Consider the following 23000-nt stretch of genomic DNA (forward strand, 5'->3'; position numbering starts at 1 on the left):
GCCCGACCGCCGCGCCCTGCTTATCTTCTTTCCCTTCACGCTTGCCTGCCGTAAAAAACATCTGCTCTTTGTGCGATTAAGTCGTGCGATTAAGCTGTGGCGACGATCACGCAGTTTCGCCCGGCATTTTTCGCCGCGTAGAGCGCTGCATCCGCCTGTTTCAGACTCGTTTCCAGCCCGGCATCCTGGGTGCCGTTCCATGCTGCAACGCCAATAGACAAGGTAATTCGTCCTACATCCGTGAGCCAGGCTTCGGCAATACCCAGCCGTACGCGCTCTGCGATGATCTGTGCCTCATCCAGGGCCATGCCCGGCAGCAGCATCAGAAATTCCTCTCCACCGTTGCGACATACCACATCAGACTGACGGGCGCTGGCACGCAGCGTGCTCGCCACCTGCTGAATCACCCGGTCACCGACATCATGACCCCAGCTGTCGTTGACGTTTTTAAAGTGGTCGATATCCAGAGCCAGCACCGAGAAAGGCTGGCGCAGGGTGCGGTAATACTCCAGCACCGCATTCAGACCACGGCGATTCAGCAACTGGGTCAGTGGATCGGTCTGCGCTTCCGAGCTAAGACGGCCAATTTTGTCCTGCACCAGACCAATACCGGTGAGCAGTGCACGTTTGACCTGAGCCGCCTCAAAATACCAGGCGGTGATACCACCAATCTCTTTTGATACCCCCTGCGCATCCATCCGGCTGGCTTTGCGGGCCAGCTGGAAGAGTGGCCGGGCGATCAGCCGCGCCAGCACCACGGCCACCAGCAGAGTCAGCAGCGCGAACGGCACCGAATTTTTCAGGACTTTCATTAACAGGCCCGACAGCGGATCCAGCGTGACGTTAATCGGCTTCAGAGCCACCACCGTCCAGCCGGTAGTCGGCACGATCGCAAAGCCCGCCAGTTGAGCTGACTCACCCGGACCGGCAAGCATCAGCGAGCCATTGGTCTGCTCGTCACGCGGACTGACGATGGCCGGCAGCGTTTTACCCACCAGCTGCCGGTTCTGGTGATACAACACCTCATTATTGCTGTCGAGCACATAGACCGTGGTGCCATCCCGGTAAAATTGCTCACCCAGCAGCGCATTCAGAATGCTTTTTTTCTTCAGATAGATGGTGCCGCCGATGTAGCCCAGGTAGTCGCCATCGGCACTCCAGACGGGCCAGGAGATAAACACCAGCAGATTGTTGGCGGCAGAGAGCGTGGGTTTACTGATGCTCGGCTGCCGCAGGGTCAGCGCTTCCCGTGAGGCGTCGCTGGTCAGGTGCATGCCTTTCAGGGTCAGCGACTCAGGCGAAATCGCCTTGATCACGCCCTGCGCATCCACTATCGCCACTGAGTTGAAACTGCTGGTCTGCTCGCGCAGGCGGCTGACTTCGCTTTCCAGCAGAGCCTCATTATTAAAGTCGCGGCTGAGCTGATTAGCGCTGTAGTGCAGCTGTGACTGCGCCAGCTGAAAGAAAATCTCACTGGTTGAGGCCAGTTTGGCGGCGTAGGCGCGATTGGCCTCAAGCGTGGTGTCAATCAGCACCTGGCGCTGAACCCGCCAGGTGGCGTAAAGCGTATTCGCGAGCGTGATAACAATGCTGACAATCACCAGCAGGGCGATCAGATTGCGCAAATCGGCCTTGGGCCGAAAGAGCTTTAACATGGCGTCGCCGCCGCGGAGATAAATGTCATGTCGTCAATGCCTGATTATTTTTTTAATGTGTGCCAGAAGCCCTGATATCCGGGCTTAAGTCTACACGGTGTCGGCATTTTTGAGCAGCATTAAGACAAATTTCACGCCTGAGAATCCAGATTTGACTGGCACTAATCGATTAATCCCTGACTATCGTAAAAAGGCCAGGGTCCCGAAAAGCGGCCAATCGCACACTGATGCGAGACCATTCCCTGCCCGGGTTGCCAGCTATGCAGCAAAAAGCCGGGCGGCTCCAGAATAAAGTGAGCCGGCCCGTCGGGATGCAGATCCAGCGCCACCTGATGCGACACGCCTGGCGCAACACAGGCCAGCGTGCCGGCAAAGCGGGCCTGCAGACTGCGATGCAGATGACCGCAGAGCACCCGCTCAACCTGCGGATGACGGGCGATGATCGCCTCAAGGGCCTCCGGATGACGTAATCGTTGCCGGTCCATATGGGCAATGCCACAGGCAAAAGGAGGATGATGCAGCATCACCAGCGTGGGCTGATCGGCAGCCGCGCTCAGTGCCTGATCCAGCCATTGCAGCTGGTGTTCGTCCAGCTCTCCCCACGGCTGTTGCGGTACGCTGGAGTCCAGCGCCAGCAGCCTGACGTCGCCGACGCGAAGCTGCCAGTTCAGGGTGGCCCCCGCCTGCAGATAGGCGTGATCCGGGAAAGCGGCACGCAGCGCCTCGCGATCGTCATGATTGCCCGCCATCAGGTAAAACGGCAGCTGCAGGCGCTGCAGGGCTTCCCGCAGCGTCTGGTACTCTTCAGGTCGGCCAAAATCGACCAGGTCGCCGGTAATCACCACCACATCGGGCCGCGGCTGCAGCGCATTAAGGGTATCGATAACCTGCAGTAATGCCGCATAGGTATCGACCTGTTTGTAAGAGAGGCGGCCATGGGCCTTGATATGCAGATCGCTGATTTGCGCAATCATCGTAGGTTGAACAGACACAACAGACTCCTTAGCAACTGAATTCCAGCGCGGCCTGACTGGTCAGCGACCAGCTGATGCGCTGCCCGGCCTGCCAGATTTCGCGTGCATGACGCTCTACCTGAATGGGGCTATCCAGTCCAATATCGATCAATAAGCGCTGCGAAGCGCCGAGGAAGGTGCTGCCCACCACCACGCCGCGCTGGGGATAGCGCATATCGTCGGCCAGCAGCACATCTTCCGGGCGGCAAAAACGCAGGGGCTGACCATGGAGATCGTGCACAATGCAGTTAATGGCACCCACAAAGTCGGCCACAAAACGGGAGGCCGGGCGCTGATAGATGCCCTGCGGCGTATCGAGCTGCACCAGACGGCCCTGCTCCATCACCGCGATGCGATCGCCCAGCGCCATCGCCTCCTGCTGATCGTGCGTGACGTAAACGGCAGTGATCGCCAGCCGCTTGAGCAGTGCGCCGATCTCCAGCCGCAGTCGATCGCGCAGCCTGGCATCAAGCGCCGCCAGCGGCTCATCAAACAGCAGCACTTTAGGCCGGGCGGCCAGCGCGCGAGCCAGTGCCACCCGCTGCTTCTGCCCGCCGGACAATTTATCTATCGCGCGATGTGACAGATGCGTCAGATCCACCAGCGCCAGCATTTCTGCCACCCGCGCCTCACGTTCGGCTCGCGGCACGCCCTGCACCTTCAGGCCATAGGCGACGTTCTGCGCCACGTTGAGCGTCGGGAACAGCGCGTAGTTCTGGAACACCATGCCAACGCTGCGTTTCTCAATCGGCAGCGCGGTAACGTTCCGCTGATCAAACCAGACTTCCCCTGGCGCATCGCTGCTTTCCAGACCGCTGATGATACGCAACAGTGTGGTTTTTCCGCAGCCGGATGGCCCCAGCAGCACCAGCGTTTCTCCGGCGTGGACCTGCAGATCGAGCGGATGCAGCGCGACCTGCTGATTGAAGCGACGCGAGCAGTGGCGCAGCGTCACGTTGACGGCCTCTTTCATAGAGTTTCCTCTCTCTGCTGCCGCCCTGATTGCCGTTCCAGCCAGTGATTACAGGCGTTGAGCAATAGCAGCAGCGGTAAAATCATCATGATAAAAATCAGGGTGTAGGCGGATCCGACTTCCAGCCGCATCGAGGTGTAGCTGTCGGCCAGCCCGACAGGCAGGGTTTTGGTCAGGGGCGTGTGCAGCATCCAGGTGATGTTGAACTCCCCTACCGACAGCGTAATCACCATAAACGCACCCGCCAGAATGCCATTGCGACAGTTCGGGACGACCACGGTAAAGAAGCGACGCCAGAAGCTCGCCCCCAGGCTCGCGGCGGCCTCTTCCAGCCGCGGCAGATCAATCGCCTGCATTACCGACAGCACCGGTCGGATCATAAAGGGCAGCGTAAAAAGCACATGGCCGATCAGGATGAAGAGCCAGCTGTCGCGCAGTGCGCTGAACTGACCATAAAGCAGAATGATACCCAGCGCGGTTGCGAGGCCCGGCAACGCAACCGGCAGCATCAGGCACTCCTCAATGCGTGAGGCCCAGCGTGACGGTGACTTCAGTAAGCCCCAGGCGGCGGGCACACCCACGATGACCGTCACCGCCAGACAGCTCAGGGCGATCAGCAGCGACAGCCAGAAGGTGTCGGCATACATCTGCCATACCTGCTCCACCCACTTCAGCGTCAGCCCGCTGCGCAGGCCCGCGAAGTAGTTCTGCGTGACACCCGCCAGCATTGAGAGCACCACCGGCACGATCATAAACAGCGCGGTGAGGCTGGTGATCGACACCTGCAGCAAGAACAGACCCCGGCGCTTCATGATGAACGCTCCCTGCGACGGGCAAACCCATTAGCCAGCATCAGCGCCAGCCAGGCCACCGCGCCCATCACCACCGAGAGTGCCGCCGCGGTGGCAAAGTTGGCGTAATTGGTGAACTCGCCGTAAATAGTCAGCGGCAGCACGACCAGCTCTGTGCCAAGGGTAAAGGCGGTGCCAAACGCGCCCATGCTGGTGGCAAAACAGAGCGCGCCACAGGAGAGCAGCGCTGGTTTCAGCCCCGGAATGATCACGTCGATGATGATGCGCCACTGGCTGGCTCCCAGCGAACGGGCCGCCTCCTCCAGCGATCGATCCAGCTTCTCGCTCGCCGCCACCAATGTCACGATGGCGCGCGGCAGCGAAAAATAGAGATAGCCAATGAATAAGCCGCTGAGCGAATAGGCGAAAACCCAGCGCTCATGAAACAGGCTGAGGCTGAGTTGCGCCAGCACACCCTGACGCCCCGCCAGCATCACCATCAGAAATCCCACCACCACGCCCGGAAAAGCCAGCGGGAAGGTCAGCAGTGCCAGCAGCGTGCCGCGCCCGGTAAAGCGCTGCCGCGCCAGAAAGCAGCCGACTACCGCCGCAATCAGCAACGTCACCAGCGTGACCGCCGCCGAGAGCAGCACGGTGTTCAGCAGGCTTTGCAGATACTGCGGCTGACTGATAACTGTCCAGTAGCCGCTGTGGTGCGTGGTACGATCCTCCGTCATGCCGATCTGCAACAGGCGGGCAAACGGCAGTAGCCAGAAGGCCGCAAAGAAGAGCAGCGCAGGCAGCAGCATCCACGGCCAGTTCGCCCCCAGCGGCCGGAGCCGCTGGCGAACCGGCCCGCCAGCGGCAGACAGGTTGATTTCTGACAGTGACATCAGCGAATCTCACTCAGATAACGCGCGGAGAAGCCCTTTTGCGCATCGGCCATCTGCTGATAATCGACCGTGTGGGCGCGCGCATAATCGCTGTCAGGCAGGAAATATTTTTTCGCCTCGGGTGACATCGCTCCCGCCCGCACCGGACGCAGCCAGGCATTGGCCCAGATAGCCTGACCGGCATCTGACAGCACGAAATCAATCACTTTCTTACCGTTGGCCGGATGCGGCGCATTCTTCACCAGGCTGATGACGTACGGTACTGTGACTGTTCCCTCGCTCGGGATCACAAACTCAACGTTGGCGTGATCTTTGTAGCGGGCGCGATAGGCGTTGAAGTCATAGTCGATCAGAATCGGGATTTCGCCCGAAATCAGCCGCGCATAGGCGGTCTGCTTAGGCACAATTGGCTGATTGCGCTGCAGCGCCTTAAACCAGTTTATCGCCGGGGTGAAGTCATGCAGGCTGCCGCCTTTGGCCTGATTCACCGCGACCGCTGCGACATAGCCTACAAAGGCGCTGGCCGGATCGAGATAGCCCACCATGCCTTTATATTCCGGCTTCAGCAGATCATCCCAGGAGCGCGGCACCGGCGCGTCACCCAGCGCATCGACATTAACCATAAAGCCCATGGTCCCGGAGTGCAACGCCACCCACTTGCCATTGGGATCTTTCATGCCTGCCGGAATCTCATCCCAGTTAGCCGGTTTATAAGCGCTGACCACGTCGGCACTGACGGCCTGAATACCAAAGCTGACGCCGTAATAGACCACGTCGGCGACCGGATTGTTTTTCTCCGCCACCAGCTGCGCCAGTGCCTGACCTGAGTTTTTATTATCCTGCGGCACATGGATGCCGGTCGCTTTTTCAATCGCCTGAAGCTGCGTGGCCCAGTCGGCCCACTCTGGCGGGCAGTTATAGCAGATGGCATTTTCCGCCGCCTGCGCCCACGAACTGGTAAGCGAGCATCCGGCCAGCAGCGCAGCGCTGGCGACCTGTCTGATATTAAGGTTGAGTGACATGATGTTTCCCTGAAATAGAACCATGAAATGCCGGGGCGATACTCTCCCCGAGCCGTAAATGATGGGCCAGCAAGTGGGTTTTGCCGCCCGGATTCAGAAGCAGATCGATGGCGCGCGTGCCCATCAGCGCAATCGGCTGCACCACGCTGGCCAGTGACGGTGAAAGCTGTTCACCCAGCTCAATGCCGTCGAAGCCGATGACTGACAATTGATTCGGTACGCTGACACCGGCACGCGCAGCCGCCCCCAGCAGGCTGATAGCCAGCAGATCGTTACTGCAAATCACGGCGGTCAGCGGCGAAGGGGCATTCATCAGGGGCAGCAGCAGCCGGAAGTCGGACTGAATATGGCTGAGCATCTCAATCATCGCCCGCGGCGTCAGACCGGCCTGCTGCATCGCCTCGCAGTAGCCAAGGTAGCGCAGACGCGCACGGTCAGATTGCTGCATAGGTCCAGCAGCCATCACGATGTGGCGGTGGCCGAGAGTGATAAGATGGGCAGTCGCTTCCGCCATCGCTTTACGGTTGTCGACGCACAGCGCGGGCCAGTCGTGCTGTTGCGGCACGTTGTGGGTCAGCACGAAGGGCATCTTAGCTGCCGCCAGCGTCGGCAGCAGCGCACTGCGGTCGGCGTCTGCCACCGTCAGAACCAGACCGGCGACACGCTGGTGCAGCATATGTTCGACAATGGCCGCTTCCCGCTCAGCCTGATAATCACTGGTTGCCACCAGCAGCGCATACCCAGCCTGACGGGCCTGCTGCTCCATCGCCTGCAGTTGCAGGGCAAAAACCGGATTAAGCAGTGAAGGCAGCAGTACGCCAAGCGTGGTGGAGTGTTGAGTGCGGAGCTGACGGGCAATATGATTCGGGCGAAAACCGATCTGTTCCGAGGCGGCAAGCACCTTTTGCAGCGTGCCCGGTTTCAGCAGATGAGGGTCAGAGAAGGCGCGCGCGGCGGTTGCGCGGGAGACCCCTGCCAGTCGGGCTACGCTGATTAAATCTGTCATCACTGCCTCGTTTATCGTCGATGAGATCGATCTCATTGCGACGTAAACTAGCGGCGTTATATGACAGGCGCATCACGGTAACATGACCGGCAGGTGACAGCGGCAGTGACGCCGCTGCGGGGAATTAAAGCATCAGGAAGGCGTAACCGCTGTTTTCCAGCGTGGCAACGGTGGTGCCGCTGGAGATAGTGTGGGTGACCATAGGATCGATCCAGTTGCGATCAAGCTGATGAAACGCCACGGACTGATCACAGATAGTGACCTGAACGCCCGCTTTTTTCAGTTCGCTGATCAGCTTCAGGTTCGGGTTATCCACGCCGTAGGCTTTGCTGAACTGATCATTATTCAGCGCTGACGACACCGCGTCGCCGTTGATCGACACCACAAATTTTAGCTGGTCGAGTGGCACACCCGCCGCATAATAGAGGTTGGTGACACGTGCAACACGCTCCAGGCCCAGATTCGGCTTACGAATATCGCCGTCATTGTGGTTAATCTGGAAAACAATTTTATTACTCAGACCCGCAGTGGTGCCGGGTTTAAATGCCGGCGTATCGACATAATGTATTTTGCCGTAGCCTTCAATCGCAGGCGTACTCCAGAAATCAGCGGGCTCAGATTTATTATCTGCCATTTTTCCGCTGACCTTATCGAATAATTCCGGCAACTGTAAAACATTGCCTCCGATAAATCCTGCTACGGCTGCCATCACTACTAACGCTGCTGGACGCATTCACTCTTCTCCCGGTCGTTTAAAACATCAATTACATTGCCAGCCACGCGTACCCCTGGTTTTGCAGGGTTGATACCGTGGTTGGACTGGAAAGCGCATGGATGACAGATTTATCAATCCAGTTATTCGGATAGTGATGGAATGCCACGGACTGATCGCAGACCGAGACTTTCACTCCCGCCTGATTCAGCTCATCAATCAGCTTCAGGTTTGGATTTTCGATGCCATAAAACTGTTTGAAATGGGCGTTATCCAGCATGGCAGGCGTTGCGTCACCGGTGACCGAAACCACAAACTTCAGCTGGTCGGCCGGCACGCCAGAGGCGATATACAAATTCACCACGCGCGCCACACGCTCCAGTCCCAGATTCGGTGCGGTCATCGCGCCGTCGCTGCGGGTAATCTGGAAAACGATTTTGTTGCTCAGGCCCGCCACCGGTTTAAACGCAGCATCAGGCTCGTAATGAATTTTGCCGTAACCTTCAATCGCCGGGGTACTCCAGAATCCAGGCGCTTCCTGTGGCTCGGTTGCAAAATGACGTGTCACTTTGTCGTAAATATCGCCACTCTGTGTGACAGCCGCGCCAACGACGCCGCCAATAATGGCGATTAACGCGTATGAAACAACTGAACGCATAACACTTCTCTCCGGCAAATAATGTCTGTCAGATTCAGGGCTGAATCAGGTCGGCTATCTATACCACAGCGCAGGTTTAATTCTCGCTTCTGTAAATTCAGGTCAACGCGCTATTGATAACCGATGAAATTATTCACTCAGATAATTAATCGAAGATTTTCATCATGCAGAAAAAAGGGTCTTAGCCGCAGTGGATCTGACTATCGCGAATTTAATCTCTTTCTGTTAAGTTGCTGCGAGAAAATAACAGCCAGGCATAGCTGGAATCAGGAAGAGTGTTGCAGGCGATACGATTTAATTAATCAATGGTGCAGAAACATTTTGCGGCTGAGCGCGGGCTTTTTTTTCAGAGTAGACCTGGAAAAATGCGTGCCATATTCAGTTTTTCTGATTGAATTTACATAACTTTAAAAAAAGAACGATTACGGTTCCGGATGTCTGTCAGCAGATTCTTCTTTATTCGGTCGAAGCACGACGGGAATAAACAGATAAGTGGCAAATTAGCGGCTCAGGACCCCGGTAAAACCTCGCCGGATTTTTTTCGTTTAACTGCGGTTTAAGTTGGCGGGATGTTCAGTTTTTTTCGTCAAAATCTGCGATCTTGCACAAATTACGCCAGGCACTGGCCAGAAAACGACATTTCTTTCTTTTGATGCTCTGGTTAAGATAGTCCCGAACCGCCGTTATCTGCGAAAAATGGAACATTCCCGCTGCGCACCTGTCCATTTTCAGGGCCTCTCTACAGGATTAAGGCATGTTGAACCGGTTAAAGAAAACGCTGATCGCCGCGCTCCTCCCGACGCTCATTTTTACCACTCTGACACCTGCCATGGCCGATGTCAGTGATTCACTTCCCGATATTGGCACCACGGCCGGTTCGACGCTGTCGATTAATCAGGAACTGCAGATGGGCGACTTCTATGTGCGCCAGCTGCGTGCCAGTGCGCCGCTGATCAACGATCCGCTGCTTAATCAGTATATTAATCAGCTGGGGCAGCGGCTGGTCTCGCATGCTGACTCCGTCAAAACCCCGTTCCACTTCTTTCTGATTCAGAACGATGAGCTCAACGCCTTTGCCTTCTTCGGTGGCAATGTGGTGCTGCACTCAGCGCTGTTCCGCTTTACCGAAAATGAAAGTCAGCTGGCATCCGTGATGGCGCATGAGATATCACACGTCACCCAGCGCCATCTGGCGCGCGCCATGGAAGATCAGAAGCGCAATGCCCCACTCACCTGGGTCGGTGCGCTGGGCTCGATACTGCTGGCGATGGCGAGTCCGCAGGCGGGTATGGCCGCACTGACTGGCACCCTGGCGGGTACGCAGCAGGGGATTATCAGCTTTACGCAGGGCAATGAGCAGGAGGCTGACCGCATCGGCATTCAGGTGCTGCAGCGCGCCGGGTTCGATCCCCAGGCGATGCCGAACTTTCTGCAGAAGCTGGCCGATCAGAGTCGCTTCTCCTCGAAGCCACCTGAAATTCTGCTGACGCACCCCCTGCCCGACAGCCGACTGGCGGATGCCCGCAACCGTGCTAACCAGATGCGCCCGGTCGTCGTGCAGTCCACTGAAGATTTTTACCTGGCGAAGGTGCGTGCGCTGGGGATGTACGCCACCGGGCGTAATCAGCTCACTGACGAACTGCTGAGTCAGTATGCCAGCGGCAATGCGCGTGAGCAGTTGGCGTCACAATATGGCAAGGCCATACAGTTTTTACAGGCGAAGAGCTATGCAGATGCGAAGCGCATCATGACGCCGCTGCTGGCGAAACAGCCTAATAACGTCTGGTTCCTGGATATCATGTCGGACATCGACATCGGCCTGAACCAGCCACAACAGGCGATCGCCCTGCTCACCGCCGCCACTGGTGCCAAAAACAGCCCGGTGGTGCAGCTCAACCTGGCGAACGCCTACGTGGAAGCGAAGCAGTATGCCAGTGCCAGCCGTATTCTGAACCGCTATACCTGGGCCAATAAAGACGATCCCAACGGCTGGGATTTACTGGCACAGGCTTCTGCACAGCAGGGACTGAATGATGAAGAGTTATCTGCGCGTGCAGAGAGTCTGGCGCTGAATGGCCAGCTTGATCAGGCCATCACCGCGTTAGGCAGCGCCAGCGCACAGGTGCCACTCGGCAGCCTGAAGCAGGCGCGCTACGATGCCCGTATCGATCAGCTGCGCCAGTTGCAGCAGCGCTTTAAGCAGTATCAGAAAGGCTAAGCCTGCGTGCTGCCAGCGCCGCTTGAAGAGACAATAAAAGGAGAGTCTGAAATGGTGACGATTTACCACAACCCGCGCTGCAGCAAGAGCCGCGAAACGCTGGCGCTGCTGAACGTCCGCGGCATTGAGCCGGAAGTGGTGCTCTATCTGCAGACGCCGCCCGATCGCGAGACGCTGCAAATTCTGCTACAGAAACTGGGGATGCAGAGTGCACGAGAGTTGATGCGTACCAAAGAGGCGATCTACAGCGAGCTGGCACTCGGCGACAAAAACGAAAGTGCGCTGCTGGATGCGCTGGTAGAAAACCCGGTACTGATTGAAAGGCCGATTGTGATCAATGGCGATAAGGCGCGGATCGGACGTCCGCCAGAAGCGGTGCTCGACATTGTTTAAAGGCCGAGCGTCTCTTTAACGAAGGGAATGGTGAGTTTACGCTGTGCGCTGATCGAGGCGCGATCAAGTCGATCCAGCGTATCAAACAGCGTGCGCATTTCACGATCCAGTCGCTTCAGCAGGAAGCGACCCACATCTTCCGGCAGCTCAAAACCACGTAACCCGGCACGTAGTTGCAGCGCCTGCAGTTTGTCTTCGTCGGAGAGCGGCTGCAGGCGATAGATCTGCCCCCAGTCCAGCCGCGAGGCGAGATCGGGCAGCTGCAGATTCAGCTGACGTGGCGGACGATCGCCGGTAATAAACAGGCGCGTATTGCCGGTTTCCAGAATGCGGTTATAGAGATCGAAGATCGCCATCTCCCACTCCGGTTCGCCTACAATGCACTCGATGTTATCGATGCAGACCAGTGACAGCTGCTCCATTCCTTCCAGCACTTCCGGCACAAACCAGGTGCGTTTATCCAGCGGAACGTAACCGACCGCTTCGCTGCGCGCGGACATTTCAGCGCACGCGGCGTGCAGCAGATGGCTCCGCCCACCGCCTTCACGTGACCAGAAGTAGAGATAGCTGCCATGTTGTTGGTTGAGAGCGCCTTTGAGTGCGGCAATCAGCGACGTGTTTTCCCCCGGCCAGAAGCTGGAGAAGGTTTCATCGTCGGGTAAATAGAGTGGCAATGACAATTGTGCCGGCGTGTTCAGAAGCACCTCAGCAAGAGAACAAGCAAAAAATCGGGGGAAGTCTAACACAGTTTTCAGAAAGAGATGAATGGGGCGTCCCTGCCCCGATCCTGTCAGGCGCGCTGCGATCAATGTTCGCGCGGTTCTTCAGCCTCCAGCACCACTTCTTCCGGACGCAACAGCGAGATCACGCGGAAGATCAGCGCCAGGCCAACACCCACGATCGTCGCCAGCGCCATGCCTTTCAGCTCTGCCGCACCGATATGTACCTTCGCCCCGCTGACGCCGATGATTAGGATCACCGAGGTCAGGATCAGATTCTGCGCTTTGTTGTAATCGACTTTGGATTCGATCAACACGCGGATACCGGATGCGCCAATCACGCCATACAGCAGCAGCGACACGCCGCCCATCACCGGCACCGGGATCGCCTGGATCACCGCCGCCAGTTTGCCAACGCAGGAGAGCAGAATCGCCAGAATCGCCGCACCGCCAATCACCCAGGTGCTATAGACGCGGGTAATCGCCATGACGCCGATGTTTTCACCGTAAGTCGTATTCGGCGTCGAACCAAAGAAGCCAGAAATAACGGTGGATAAGCCGTTGGCGAACATCGAACGATGCAGGCCAGGGTCGCGAATCAGATCTTTCTTCACGATGTTGGCCGTAACCACCAGATGACCGATATGCTCGGCAATGACCACCAGCGCCGCAGGCAGAATCGTCAGCATTGCCACCCACTCGAAACGCGGTGTATAGAAGGTTGGCAGGGCAAACCACGGGGCTTTCACCACGCCACTCCAGTCAACAATGCCCATAAAGGCAGAGAGCAGATAGCCTGCCACCACACCGACCAGAATAGGGATAATCGCCAGGAAGCCACGGAACAGTACCGAACCGAAGACCGTTACCGCCAGCGTGACCAGCGAAATCAGCACGGTTTTGCTGTCGGGCGCACTGCCTTCAGCGGGCAGCAGGCCAGCCATATTGGCGGCGACACCCGCCAGCTCCAGACCGATGACGGCGACAATCGCGCCCATCGCCGCCGGGGGAAACATCACGTCGAGCCAGCCGGTGCCCGCGCGTTTCACAATCAGCGCCACGATACAGAACAGCACGCCGCACAGGATAAATCCGCCCAGCGCGACCTCGTAACCCAGCGGCAACAGCAGCAGCACCGGCGAGATAAAGGCAAAACTGGAACCGAGGTAGGCAGGAATTTTACCTTTACAGATAAAAAGATAAATCAGTGTGCCGACACCGTTAAACAACAGCACCGTCGCCGGGTTGATGTGGAACAGAATCGGCACCAGTACCGTGGCACCAAACATGGCAAACAGGTGTTGCAGGCTGAGTGGAATGGTTTGCAGTAACGGCGGCCGTTCACTGACGCCAATGGCGCGACGAGTCATCATTTATCCCCTTATGTTTTGTATCCCCGTGGGTTCGCGCCTCTGGCACAGCAGCAGGCACGCCGGTGCGCCTTGCGGCAGACTGAATCCGTTCGGGGCATTATTTTTGTCAAAAAAAAGCCGACTCTCTGGTCGGCTGTGCGATTTATTTGGTTCCGAAAATCTTGTCCCCGGCATCGCCGAGCCCGGGAATGATGTAACCCTTTTCGTTCAGTCCCTGATCCACTGACGCAGTGTAAAGCTCGACGTCAGGATGCGCTTTCTCCAGTGCGGCAATCCCCTCTGGTGCGGCAACCAGAACCAGCACTTTGATGCTGGTGCAGCCCGCTTTCTTCAGCAGGTCGATAGTAGCAATCATGGAGCCACCGGTCGCCAGCATCGGGTCGACCACCAGCGCCAGGCGCTCTTCGATGTTAGAGACCAGCTTCTGGAAATAGGGAACCGGCTCCAGCGTCTCTTCATCACGGTAAACACCCACCACGCTGATACGGGCGCTGGGAACGTGTTCCAGCACCCCTTCCATCATGCCCAGGCCGGCACGCAGGATCGGGACCACCGTGATTTTTTTACCTTTGATCTGATCGATCTCTACCGGGCCGTTCCAGCCCTCAATGGTGACGCGCTCTGTTTCCAGATCGGCGGTCGCTTCGTAGGTCAGCAGGCTGCCCACTTCAGAGGCCAGCTCGCGAAAACGCTTTGTACTGATATCATGCTCACGCATCAGGCCCAGTTTATGTTTGACCAGCGGGTGTCTGACTTCCACGATCTTCATTGGTGTTCTCCCGGAATGAGTTGAGCTAAAAAAAATCGCGGGATTATACCGCCTTTTACGCGCTGCGCCACCTGGTCTTGCGCAAAGCCGCGGCTTTTACCGGGACAAATAGAGGATTAATGAAAATCGCCCGATGCGCAATGCCGGACTCGCAAACGTTTGCCTGCACTGATAGAATTGCCGCGCTTTATTTTAAACCACCAACCGCAACTCGCGTGGGGACCTCGCAGTGACCGACAAAACCTCTCTCAGTTACAAAGACGCCGGTGTTGATATTGATGCTGGTAACGCTCTGGTTGACCGTATTAAAGGCGTAGTGAAAAAGACGCGTCGCCCGGAAGTGATGGGTGGACTGGGCGGTTTTGGTGCGCTTTGCGCGCTGCCGCAAAAATACCGTGAACCCGTGCTGGTCTCCGGCACCGATGGCGTGGGCACCAAGCTGCGTCTGGCGATGGATCTCAAACGTCACGATGCCATTGGTGTTGACCTGGTCGCGATGTGCGTCAATGACCTGGTGGTTCAGGGCGCCGAGCCGCTCTTCTTCCTGGACTACTACGCCACCGGCAAACTGGATGTGGATACCGCCTCTGCGGTGATCACCGGCATCGCCGAAGGGTGTCTGCAGTCAGGTTGTGCGCTGGTGGGCGGTGAAACCGCTGAGATGCCAGGCATGTATCACGGCGAAGATTACGACGTGGCCGGTTTCTGTGTCGGCGTGGTGGAAAAGTCAGAAATTATCGACGGCAGCAAGGTGCAGGATGGCGACGTACTGATCGCGCTCGGCTCCAGCGGCCCGCACTCCAACGGCTATTCGCTGGTGCGTAAGATTCTGGAAGTCAGCAACACCGATCCGCTGGCTGAACAGCTGGAAGGTAAACCGCTGGCCGATCATCTGCTGGAACCGACCCGCATCTACGTGAAAAATATCCTGAGCCTGATTGAGCAGGTCGATGTGCACGCTATCGCACACCTGACCGGCGGCGGCTTCTGGGAAAATATCCCGCGCGTCCTGCCCGACAATACCCAGGCTGTCATCGACGAGAAGAGCTGGCAGTGGCCGGCGGTCTTCAGCTGGTTACAGCAGGCGGGCAACGTCAGCCGTTTCGAGATGTACCGCACCTTTAACTGCGGCGTCGGCATGATCATCGCACTGAGCCCGGCAGACGCGGACAAAGCGATTGCGCTGATGCAGGCCGCAGGCGAGAAAGCCTGGAAGCTCGGCGTGATCAAAGCGTCGGATGCTGAAGAGCGTGTGGTCATCAACGGATGAAAAAGCTGGTTGTACTGATTTCCGGCAACGGAAGTAACCTTCAGTCCATCCTTGACGCCTGCGAAAGCGGGCGGATTCACGGCAGCGTCGCTGCCGTGTTCAGTAACCGTGCTGCTGCTTATGGGCTGACGCGGGCGCAGGAGGCGGGGATCCCCGCCCACGCGCTTGCCGCCAGCGACTTCGCTGACCGGGACGCTTTTGATCGTCAGCTCATCGCTGAAATAGAAGCCTACCGTCCGGATTTGATTGTGCTGGCGGGTTATATGCGCATTCTCAGCAGCGCGTTCGTGGCGCATTTTCACGATCGCCTGCTGAACATCCATCCTTCCCTGCTGCCGAAATATCCAGGACTGCATACGCATCGTCAGGCGCTGGAAAATGGCGACAGCGAACATGGCACGTCCGTGCATTTCGTGACGGATGAACTGGATGGCGGTCCGGTGATCCTGCAGGCTAAAGTCCCGGTCTTTCCTGACGATAGCGAAGCGGAGATTACCGAGCGGGTGCAGCACCAGGAACACGCGATCTATCCGCTGGTGATTGGCTGGTTTGTTGAAGGCCGGCTGCAAATGCGTGATGGCAAGGCCTGGCTGGATGGCGAACCGCTGCCACCGCAGGGCTATGCTAACGACTGATGCACCGGAAGCCAGGGCTTCTTATGAAGTACTGGCAGAGTAAAGGCTCAGGGAGCCTATGCCCTCCGTAAAGACGCAAAAAATGCCATCCATGGCCCGCGATGCTTTACTACGGGCATAGGCTCCCATCGCTTTAAGCATATGAGCCGTCTGACACAAAAACCTGTTCTGCTCCCGATGCTGGCTCAGCCGTAGCGTCCCGTAATGTAATCTTCGGTCCGTCGCTGTTTCGGCGCGGTAAAGATCCGGTCGGTCTCATCAAACTCAACTAACGCGCCCTGATGCATAAACGCGGTGAAATCGGACACGCGCGACGCCTGCTGCATGTTGTGCGTCACCAGCACCAGCGTGAAGTGCTGCTTCAGCGTGGTCATCAGCTCTTCAATCACCAGTGTGGAGATCGGATCCAGCGCGGAGGTCGGCTCATCCAGCAGCAGCACTTCCGGCTCAATGGCAATGGCGCGGGCAATTACCAGCCGCTGCTGCTGTCCGGTCGAGAGCGTCAGCGCATTCTGTGACAGCTGATCTTTCACCTCACCCCACAGCGCCGCCGCACGCAGCGCACGCTCACACGCCTCGTTCAGTACCCGCCGATCGCGTACACCCTGTAATCGCAGCCCGTAAACCACATTTTCATAAATCGATTTTGGAAAAGGATTAGGCCGCTGAAACACCATGCCGACCCGACGGCGCAGCGCGGAGAGATCCTGTTCGGGGCGCAGGATCGGCTGCGATCCCAGCAACACCTCCCCCTCTACCCGGCAGTGATCAATCACGTCATTCATGCGATTAAAGCAGCGCAGCAGCGTCGACTTGCCGCAGCCAGAGGGGCCAATCAGCGCAGTAATCGTGTTTTTCGGCACCTGCAGCGAAATATCCTGCAGCGCCTGGCGCTCGCCATACCACAGCGACAGATGGTTAACGGTCAGCGCGATATCCGTGTCGGACGTCATAGTCATAGCCTGTTATTGAGTCATAAGGCGATAGCGTTCACGCAGACGGTGACGCAGGCCCATCGCCAGCAGATTAAGCGACAGAATAATCAGCACCAGCAGCAGCGCGGTGGCGAACACCAGCGGCCGATCAGCTTCAATATTCGGACTCTGAAACGCCAGATCGTAAATCTGGAAGCCCAGATGCATAAACTTGCGATCCAGATGCAGATAAGGGAACACCGCGTCGACCGGCAGTTCCGGCACCATTTTCACCACGCCCACTAGCATCAGCGGCGCGGTTTCACCTGCTGCACGCGCCACCGCCAGAATCAGGCCGGTCAGCATGGCCGGCACTGCCATTGGCAGCACCACGTTCCACAGCGTTTCCGCCTGGGTCGCGCCCAGCGCCAGCGAACCCTGCCGCAGGCTGTTGGGAATACGCGATAAACCCTCTTCGGTCGCCACAATCACTACCGGCAGCGTCAGTAAGGCCAGGGTCAGCGACGCCCAGAGTAAACCTGGCGTGCCGAAGGTGGGATTAGGCAGTGCGCTGGCAAAAAAGAGCTGATCAATCGTGCCGCCCACCAGCCAGACAAAGAAGCCCAGACCAAACACGCCATAAACAATGGAAGGGACGCCGGCCAGGTTGACTACCGCGATGCGCACCAGCCTGGTCAGCGCATTCCGTCCGGCATATTCATGCAGCCAGATAGCGGCGACGACGCCCAGCGGCATCACCACCACCGACATCAGCAGCACCATCAGCACGGTACCAAAGATCGCCGGAAACGCGCCGGATTCACTTTCGCCCCCGGCAGGTGAATCACTGACGAAACGCCACAGCTGATGCAGAAAATGTCCGGTTTTGCCGGTCAGCGTCATCGCGTTCGGCTTCCAGCTGTCGACGATTTCGGTCAGCGGAATCGCATGTTCATTGCCCTGCCCATCCCGCAGGATTAACAGATCGCGCTGACTCTGCTGTTGCAGAGAAGCCAGTGTCTCACTCAGCTGATTAAAGCGGCGCTGCAGTGCGGCCTGATTCGCCTGATATTCTGACTCTGCCTGCAGATCAAAGCGTCCGGCAGCCCGGTTTGTGGCCGCCTGCTCATCAAGCTCTTCACGCTGGCTGTTGAGTCGCGCCATATCGACCCGGCGAATCTGGTTAGCCTGCCGCACCAGCATCTGTACCTGACCGAGCCGCTGATGCAGCAGCGCATCGGGATTCTGTGCAGTTAACTCTTCGTTATCTTCACGCAGGCCGACAAACCAGCCATAGGCCTGACCGTGACTGCGCCGCTGCAGCACCATAACGTCCGGCGGCTGACTGATTGTTGCCGCTGCACGGCTGTAAACCACGCGGAAATCGGGAGCGTCCCAGTCGCGATTACCGGTTTTAATCAGATAGCGATTCACCTGACCGCCGCTGTTGCCCTGTTCATCAGCCGGCGCTGGAAAGTGCCGCTGATGTTCCAGGGTTTCACCCAGCAGGCGCGTTTCACCGCCTCCCGGCTGGCTGAAGGTATAGAGATCCACGCGCTGCGGCCAGAAAGCACGGACGCCCTGCCACGCCAGTAGCCCAATCAGCAGCGTGAAGGCCAGCAGGCAGACGGCGACGGCACCCGCGGTTAACCAGCGCCAGCGATCGTTCTGTCGCATCGCCTTCATGCCTGCTCCTCCTGCTGGCTGTAACGCTGACGCAGCCGCTGGCGGATCAATTCGGCAACCGTGTTTATCACCAGCGTAAACAGCAGCAGCATCAGGGCGCTGAGAAACAGCACGCGATAGTGTGCACTGCCCGCTGCCGCTTCCGGCATCTCAATGGCGATGTTGGCGGACAATGCGCGAAGACCGCTGAACAGGCCACCTTCGCTTTGCGGCGTGTTCCCGGTCGCCATCAGCAAAATCATGGTTTCTCCCACGGCGCGTCCCAGACCGATCATCAGCGCGGCAAAAATCCCGGCGGAGGCGCCCGGCAGAACGACGCGGGTCAGGGTTTGCCATGGCGTTGCGCCCAGTGCCAGCGAACCCTGGCCCAGCGCCGCAGGTACGCTGAACAGCGCATCTTCAGAGAGGGTGAAGATCAGCGGCACCAGCGCAAAGCCCATCGCCAGCGCGGCCACCAGCAGATTGCGCTGCTCGTAATGCGGCAGCCAGTCGCCCGCATCCGGTATCAACAGCGTCGGCAACCACAGTGTCAGCAGCGTAACCAGCAGCAACAGCGGCAGCAGAATCACTACTTCCCGGCCCGGCTGACGCCAGCGCGGCGGTAAACGCGCGCTGAATACACCACACAGCAGCAGCGCGCCTGCCAGCGTCAAGGGCAGCAGCAGTACCCCCACCAGCGCCTGACCAATATGTGGCGCAAGCCAGATCCCGGCAATCAGCCCCACTACTACGCTTGGCAGCGCGCCCATCATCTCAATGGCTGGTTTAACCCAGCGCCGAAGGCCCGGTACCATGAACCACGCGGTATACATCGCTGCGGCCAGCGCCAGCGGCGTGGCAAACAGCAGCGCTAAACTGGCCGCTTTCAGCGTTCCCGTGACCATCGGCATCAGGCTGAACTTGGCCTGATAGCTGTCACCGGCGGCGGTGGATTGCCAGACCCAGTCGGGTCCGGGGTAGTTTTCATACCAGATTTTCTGCCAGAAATTACGCCAGGTCACATCCGGCCACGGATTATCGAGCCGCAGGGTTTGCCAGCTTCCCGCCCGCTCAATCAGCAGGCTGTCGCCATGGGGTGAAAACTGCGCCTGCACGATGCCGGGTTCAAGCTGACGCTGCAGTATCGGGCCAGTCTGCTTGCTGGCGAACAGTCGCAGCATTCCCTGTTTACTGAGCGTCGCAAACACGCGACGCTGTGATTCTGTTACCAGAATCGTCTCGCCATCGCTGTGCGCAAAGGTCCGGATACGCTGCAGGCGCGGCCCCTGATCGCTGGCGATAGCAAACCACTGGGTGACACCGCTGCGATCCTGAATCAGCAGGCTTTTGCCGCCCACCAGCAGATGCAGACTTTGTGGGGGCTGCGACAGAGTATGCGTTTCGCGCAGCAGGGCACGGTCATCGTCGAGCTGCCAGACCCGCAGCAGCGTGCCTTCGGTGGTGTAGAGCAGATCGCCGGAGGGCGAGATCGCCAGCAGATCAAGCTGGCGTTGCGGCAGCGGGATAACCGACGCCTGACGATCGGTGCCCAGCGTCAGCACCCGCAGTCCGGCCTCAGTGAGAGCAGCGATGCGCCACTGACCCGCATGACGCGTCGCCAGCGCCATCTTTGTCACTGCGCCATCAGGCAGATGAAAGGGTTTGTCGCCCAGCGGGAAGCGCCACTGCTGGTCGGTCGCAGGCTGCATCAGCGTCAGCGCGCCCTGCATATTCAGTAGCAGCGTCTGCCCATCGGCACTCTGCACCACCTCATCAGGCGCCGGGGTCAGCGCCAGCGCCGGTTCCGCAGGCTGACCATCCAGCGGAATAAAACGTGCTGCACCGTGCGCGCTGATACGCCAGCCAATGTTGCCCTGATTGCCTATTGCTAAAGCGGGCGTACGATCCCAGAGTTGCTGGCTGGCCGCGATTTGCAGGCCCGGCGCATTAAACAGCGGTAATACCACGCCAATCAGCCAGCAGAACAGCAGCAGCATCAGTAGCAGGATCGCGACGCCACAGCAGGTGATCAGCCGCCGCGTCAGACGATCAACGGCACGACGCTTGCGATCGCTGAATTGGACAGGAATGTGGTTTGCGCTCATGCGGTTCCGGTAGCAGGCCAAAATAAGCCGCTATGTTGCCCGTAGCCGATTGATAAGACAACTCCTGGCGTTGGACAACGCTGCCATACTCTCGCCATAATGTTGGTGGATACTGGATCTTCAGTCCTGCAACCGCTAAATGGAGTGAGAATGGGTCAGGTAAAGCTTTATATAGAAAAAGAATTAAGCTGGTTATCCTTTAATGAACGGGTTTTGCAGGAAGCAGCAGACAAAAGCAATCCACTGATTGAGCGGATGCGCTTTCTGGGCATCTACTCCAACAATCTCGACGAATTCTATAAAGTGCGTTTCGCCGACCTCAAACGCCGCATTCTGATTGGTGAAGAGCAGGGTTCCGCCAGTACGCCACGCCATCTGTTTAAGAAAATTCAGCAGCGGGTGATGAAGTCCGATCAGGAGTTCGACGCACTTTATAACGACCTGCTGCTTGAGATGGCACGTAACCAGATCTTCCTGATCAATGAACGCCAGCTGTCGCCCAACCAGCAGGCGTGGCTGCGCCACTACTTCAAACATGAACTGCGTCAGCATATCTCCCCGATTCTGATCACCCATGAAACTGACCTGACCGAATTCCTTAAAGATGATTACACCTACCTGGCGGTAGAGATTATCCGTGGTGACGATATTCGTTATGCACTGCTGGAGATCCCGTCCGATAAAGTGCCGCGCTTCATCAATTTACCGGCAGAGCCACCGCGCCGTCGCAAGCCAATGATCCTGCTGGACAACATCTTACGTTACTGCCTGGATGATATTTTCAAAGGCTTCTATGACTACGACGCGCTTAACGCCTATTCAATGAAAATGACGCGTGACGCCGAGTACGATCTGGTGACGGAGATGGAGTCGAGCCTGCTGGAGCTGATGTCCTCCAGCCTGAAGCAGCGACTGACAGCCGAGCCGGTGCGGTTTGTCTATCAGCGTGACATGCCAGAGGCGATGGTTGAGCTGCTGTGCCACAAGCTCTCGATTTCCAACTTTGACTCAATACTGCCGGGTGGCCGCTATCACAACTTCAAAGACTTTATCGGCTTCCCGAACGTAGGTAAAAACAACCTGGTCAACCGCCCGCTGCCGCAGATTCGCCACATCGGTTTTGATGGCTTCCGCAACGGCTTTGATGCGATCCGCGACCGCGACGTACTGCTCTACTATCCGTACCACACCTTTGAGCACGTGCTGGAACTGCTGCGTCAGGCGTCGTTTGACCCCAGCGTGCTGGCGATCAAAATCAACATCTACCGCGTCGCTAAACACTCCCGCATCATGGATGCGATGATCCATGCCGCTTATAACGGTAAAAAAGTCACGGTGGTCGTAGAGCTGCAGGCACGCTTTGATGAAGAAGCCAATATTTACTGGGCGAAACGTCTGACCGAAGCAGGCGTGCATGTGATTTTCTCTGCACCCGGCCTGAAGATCCACGCCAAGCTGTTCCTGATCTCACGCCGCGAAGGCGAAGAGATTGTGCGCTACGCGCATATCGGTACCGGCAACTTTAATGAGAAGACCGCGCGGCTTTATACCGACTACTCGTTGCTGACTGCGGATGCGCGCATCACCAATGAAGTACGCCGGGTGTTCAACTTTATTGAGAATCCTTACCGGCCCGTGACGTTCGATCACCTGATGGTGTCGCCACAGAACTCGCGCCGGATGCTGTATGAACTGATCGACACCGAAATTGCCAATGCACAGCAGAATAAGCCCTGCGGCATTACTCTGAAAATCAATAATCTGGTGGACAAAGGTCTGGTAGATCGGCTTTATACAGCCTCCAGCGTAGGGGTGAAGGTTAATCTTCTGGTGCGCGGCATGTGCTCATTAATCCCTGACCTGCCGGGGATCAGTGAAAATATTCGTGTCATCAGTATTGTTGACCGTTATCTGGAACACGATCGCGTCTATATTTTTGAGAATGGCGGCGATAAGAAGGTGTTCCTCTCCTCCGCTGACTGGATGACACGTAACATTGATTACCGTATCGAAGTGGCCGTGGCGATCCTCGATCCCCACATCCGGCAGCGCATACTCGACATTATTGCTATTCAGTTGAGTGATACGGTGAAAGCCCGCATCGTCGATAAAGAGTTGAGTAACCATTACGTCCAGCGCGGCAACCGTCGTAAAGTGCGCTCGCAGCTGGCCATCTATGATTACATCAAGAAACTGGAACAACCTGAATAAATCCT

General features: G+C 57.6%; 20 protein-coding genes. 5 read left to right on the forward strand and 15 right to left on the reverse strand.

All coding sequences use genetic code 11. The features are described from left to right. Window positions 1-89 precede the first annotated feature (89 nt). The 9 genes from FA92_RS12950 to FA92_RS12990 form a co-directional block, all read right to left on the reverse strand. Entirely contained in the window at window positions 90-1655 is a 1566-nt protein-coding gene (locus tag FA92_RS12950) for a sensor domain-containing diguanylate cyclase (RefSeq protein ID WP_033783855.1), read from the reverse strand. Window positions 1656-1816: 161 nt separating this feature from the next. Continuing rightward, window positions 1817-2647: a phosphodiesterase gene (locus FA92_RS12955; RefSeq protein WP_033783856.1), complete on the reverse strand. Its 831-nt coding sequence runs from the start codon at window positions 2645-2647 to the stop codon at window positions 1817-1819. Between the two features lie 10 nt (window positions 2648-2657). Continuing rightward, complete coding sequence (locus tag FA92_RS12960) at window positions 2658-3641, reverse strand: ABC transporter ATP-binding protein (protein ID WP_033783857.1); 984 nt, start codon at window positions 3639-3641, stop codon at window positions 2658-2660. Beyond that, window positions 3638-4453: an ABC transporter permease gene (locus FA92_RS12965; RefSeq protein WP_033783858.1), complete on the reverse strand. Its 816-nt coding sequence runs from the start codon at window positions 4451-4453 to the stop codon at window positions 3638-3640. The genes FA92_RS12960 and FA92_RS12965 overlap by 4 nt, the downstream gene beginning before the upstream one ends. After that, on the reverse strand, window positions 4450-5325 hold the full coding sequence (locus tag FA92_RS12970) for an ABC transporter permease (RefSeq protein ID WP_033783859.1): 876 nt from the start codon (window positions 5323-5325) through the stop codon (window positions 4450-4452). The genes FA92_RS12965 and FA92_RS12970 overlap by 4 nt, the downstream gene beginning before the upstream one ends. Next, a complete protein-coding gene (locus tag FA92_RS12975) occupies window positions 5325-6347 on the reverse strand; it encodes an ABC transporter substrate-binding protein (protein WP_033783860.1) in 1023 nt (340 codons plus the stop codon). Before FA92_RS12975 ends, FA92_RS12970 begins: the two co-directional genes overlap by 1 nt. Then, entirely contained in the window at window positions 6331-7353 is a 1023-nt protein-coding gene (locus tag FA92_RS12980) for a substrate-binding domain-containing protein (RefSeq protein ID WP_033783861.1), read from the reverse strand. The genes FA92_RS12975 and FA92_RS12980 overlap by 17 nt, the downstream gene beginning before the upstream one ends. Before the next feature lie 124 nt (window positions 7354-7477). Beyond that, the gene (locus FA92_RS12985; protein WP_033733500.1) at window positions 7478-8086 is read right to left on the reverse strand and encodes a DsrE family protein; all 609 of its coding nucleotides are present in this window, start codon (window positions 8084-8086) and stop codon (window positions 7478-7480) included. A gap of 31 nt (window positions 8087-8117) precedes the next feature. Then, window positions 8118-8723: a DsrE family protein gene (locus FA92_RS12990; RefSeq protein ID WP_033783862.1), complete on the reverse strand. Its 606-nt coding sequence runs from the start codon at window positions 8721-8723 to the stop codon at window positions 8118-8120. A 754-nt stretch (window positions 8724-9477) separates the two neighbouring features. Here FA92_RS12990 and FA92_RS12995 point away from each other — a divergent pair. After that, entirely contained in the window at window positions 9478-10941 is a 1464-nt protein-coding gene (locus tag FA92_RS12995) for a M48 family metalloprotease (RefSeq protein ID WP_033783863.1), read from the forward strand. 51 nt (window positions 10942-10992) lie between these two features. Then, the gene (arsC, locus tag FA92_RS13000) at window positions 10993-11334 is read left to right on the forward strand and encodes an arsenate reductase (glutaredoxin) (RefSeq protein WP_033783864.1); all 342 of its coding nucleotides are present in this window, start codon (window positions 10993-10995) and stop codon (window positions 11332-11334) included. Here the strand turns inward: arsC and hda are convergent. From hda to upp, 3 genes are all read right to left on the reverse strand, one after another. Next, window positions 11331-12038 carry a DnaA inactivator Hda gene (gene hda, locus FA92_RS13005; protein ID WP_033784653.1) on the reverse strand — a complete coding sequence of 236 codons (708 nt, stop codon included), beginning with the start codon at window positions 12036-12038 and terminating at the stop codon, window positions 11331-11333. The two genes, arsC and hda, sit on opposite strands and share 4 nt — an antisense overlap. Window positions 12039-12139: 101 nt before the next feature. Continuing rightward, the gene (uraA, locus tag FA92_RS13010) at window positions 12140-13423 is read right to left on the reverse strand and encodes a uracil permease (RefSeq protein WP_033733504.1); all 1284 of its coding nucleotides are present in this window, start codon (window positions 13421-13423) and stop codon (window positions 12140-12142) included. 145 nt (window positions 13424-13568) lie between these two features. Continuing rightward, window positions 13569-14195 carry a uracil phosphoribosyltransferase gene (upp, locus tag FA92_RS13015; protein WP_009088774.1) on the reverse strand — a complete coding sequence of 209 codons (627 nt, stop codon included), beginning with the start codon at window positions 14193-14195 and terminating at the stop codon, window positions 13569-13571. A 229-nt stretch (window positions 14196-14424) separates the two neighbouring features. On the opposite strand from upp, the gene purM reads away from it, so the two are divergent. Beyond that, window positions 14425-15465, forward strand: a complete 1041-nt coding sequence (purM, locus tag FA92_RS13020) for a phosphoribosylformylglycinamidine cyclo-ligase (RefSeq protein ID WP_033783865.1) — start codon at window positions 14425-14427, stop codon at window positions 15463-15465. Next, window positions 15462-16100 (forward strand): phosphoribosylglycinamide formyltransferase, encoded by a 639-nt coding sequence (purN, locus tag FA92_RS13025; protein WP_033783866.1) that lies wholly within the window; start codon window positions 15462-15464, stop codon window positions 16098-16100. The genes purM and purN overlap by 4 nt, the downstream gene beginning before the upstream one ends. A gap of 185 nt (window positions 16101-16285) precedes the next feature. On the opposite strand, the gene pstB is transcribed toward purN, so the two are convergent. The 3 genes from pstB to FA92_RS13040 are packed head-to-tail and all read right to left on the reverse strand — an operon-like array spanning window position 16286 to window position 20784. Further along, complete coding sequence (gene pstB / locus FA92_RS13030) at window positions 16286-17059, reverse strand: phosphate ABC transporter ATP-binding protein PstB (RefSeq protein WP_197061503.1); 774 nt, start codon at window positions 17057-17059, stop codon at window positions 16286-16288. Window positions 17060-17065: 6 nt separating this feature from the next. After that, the gene (gene pstA / locus FA92_RS13035; RefSeq protein ID WP_033783868.1) at window positions 17066-18700 is read right to left on the reverse strand and encodes a phosphate ABC transporter permease PstA; all 1635 of its coding nucleotides are present in this window, start codon (window positions 18698-18700) and stop codon (window positions 17066-17068) included. Continuing rightward, a complete protein-coding gene (locus FA92_RS13040) occupies window positions 18697-20784 on the reverse strand; it encodes an ABC transporter permease subunit (RefSeq protein ID WP_033783869.1) in 2088 nt (695 codons plus the stop codon). The genes pstA and FA92_RS13040 overlap by 4 nt, the downstream gene beginning before the upstream one ends. A gap of 150 nt (window positions 20785-20934) precedes the next feature. Between FA92_RS13040 and ppk1 the strand changes: the two genes are divergently transcribed. Then, a complete protein-coding gene (ppk1, locus tag FA92_RS13045; RefSeq protein ID WP_033733510.1) occupies window positions 20935-22995 on the forward strand; it encodes a polyphosphate kinase 1 in 2061 nt (686 codons plus the stop codon). The last annotated feature ends 5 nt before the right edge of the window (window positions 22996-23000 follow it).

Origin of the sequence: Pantoea sp. 9140, assembly GCF_000745295.1 — a bacterium.
Classification (GTDB): domain Bacteria; phylum Pseudomonadota; class Gammaproteobacteria; order Enterobacterales; family Enterobacteriaceae; genus Pantoea; species Pantoea vagans.

Excerpts from the sequence above, each read along its gene's own strand:
- FA92_RS12965 (WP_033783858.1), bottom strand. The coding sequence starts at position 4,453 with ATGAAGCGCCGGGGTCTGTTCTTGCTGCAGGTGTCGATCACCAGCCTC.
- FA92_RS13040 (WP_033783869.1), bottom strand. The coding sequence starts at position 20,784 with ATGAGCGCAAACCACATTCCTGTCCAATTCAGCGATCGCAAGCGTCGT.
- FA92_RS12985 (WP_033733500.1), bottom strand. The coding sequence starts at position 8,086 with ATGCGTCCAGCAGCGTTAGTAGTGATGGCAGCCGTAGCAGGATTTATC.
- FA92_RS12970 (WP_033783859.1), bottom strand. The coding sequence starts at position 5,325 with ATGTCACTGTCAGAAATCAACCTGTCTGCCGCTGGCGGGCCGGTTCGC.
- FA92_RS12980 (WP_033783861.1), bottom strand. The coding sequence starts at position 7,353 with ATGACAGATTTAATCAGCGTAGCCCGACTGGCAGGGGTCTCCCGCGCA.
- upp (WP_009088774.1), bottom strand. The coding sequence starts at position 14,195 with ATGAAGATCGTGGAAGTCAGACACCCGCTGGTCAAACATAAACTGGGC.
- FA92_RS12990 (WP_033783862.1), bottom strand. The coding sequence starts at position 8,723 with ATGCGTTCAGTTGTTTCATACGCGTTAATCGCCATTATTGGCGGCGTC.
- FA92_RS12960 (WP_033783857.1), bottom strand. The coding sequence starts at position 3,641 with ATGAAAGAGGCCGTCAACGTGACGCTGCGCCACTGCTCGCGTCGCTTC.
- uraA (WP_033733504.1), bottom strand. The coding sequence starts at position 13,423 with ATGACTCGTCGCGCCATTGGCGTCAGTGAACGGCCGCCGTTACTGCAA.
- pstA (WP_033783868.1), bottom strand. The coding sequence starts at position 18,700 with ATGAAGGCGATGCGACAGAACGATCGCTGGCGCTGGTTAACCGCGGGT.
- FA92_RS12950 (WP_033783855.1), bottom strand. The coding sequence starts at position 1,655 with ATGTTAAAGCTCTTTCGGCCCAAGGCCGATTTGCGCAATCTGATCGCC.
- ppk1 (WP_033733510.1), top strand. The coding sequence starts at position 20,935 with ATGGGTCAGGTAAAGCTTTATATAGAAAAAGAATTAAGCTGGTTATCC.
- pstB (WP_197061503.1), bottom strand. The coding sequence starts at position 17,059 with ATGACTATGACGTCCGACACGGATATCGCGCTGACCGTTAACCATCTG.
- FA92_RS12975 (WP_033783860.1), bottom strand. The coding sequence starts at position 6,347 with ATGTCACTCAACCTTAATATCAGACAGGTCGCCAGCGCTGCGCTGCTG.
- arsC (WP_033783864.1), top strand. The coding sequence starts at position 10,993 with ATGGTGACGATTTACCACAACCCGCGCTGCAGCAAGAGCCGCGAAACG.
- FA92_RS12995 (WP_033783863.1), top strand. The coding sequence starts at position 9,478 with ATGTTGAACCGGTTAAAGAAAACGCTGATCGCCGCGCTCCTCCCGACG.
- purN (WP_033783866.1), top strand. The coding sequence starts at position 15,462 with ATGAAAAAGCTGGTTGTACTGATTTCCGGCAACGGAAGTAACCTTCAG.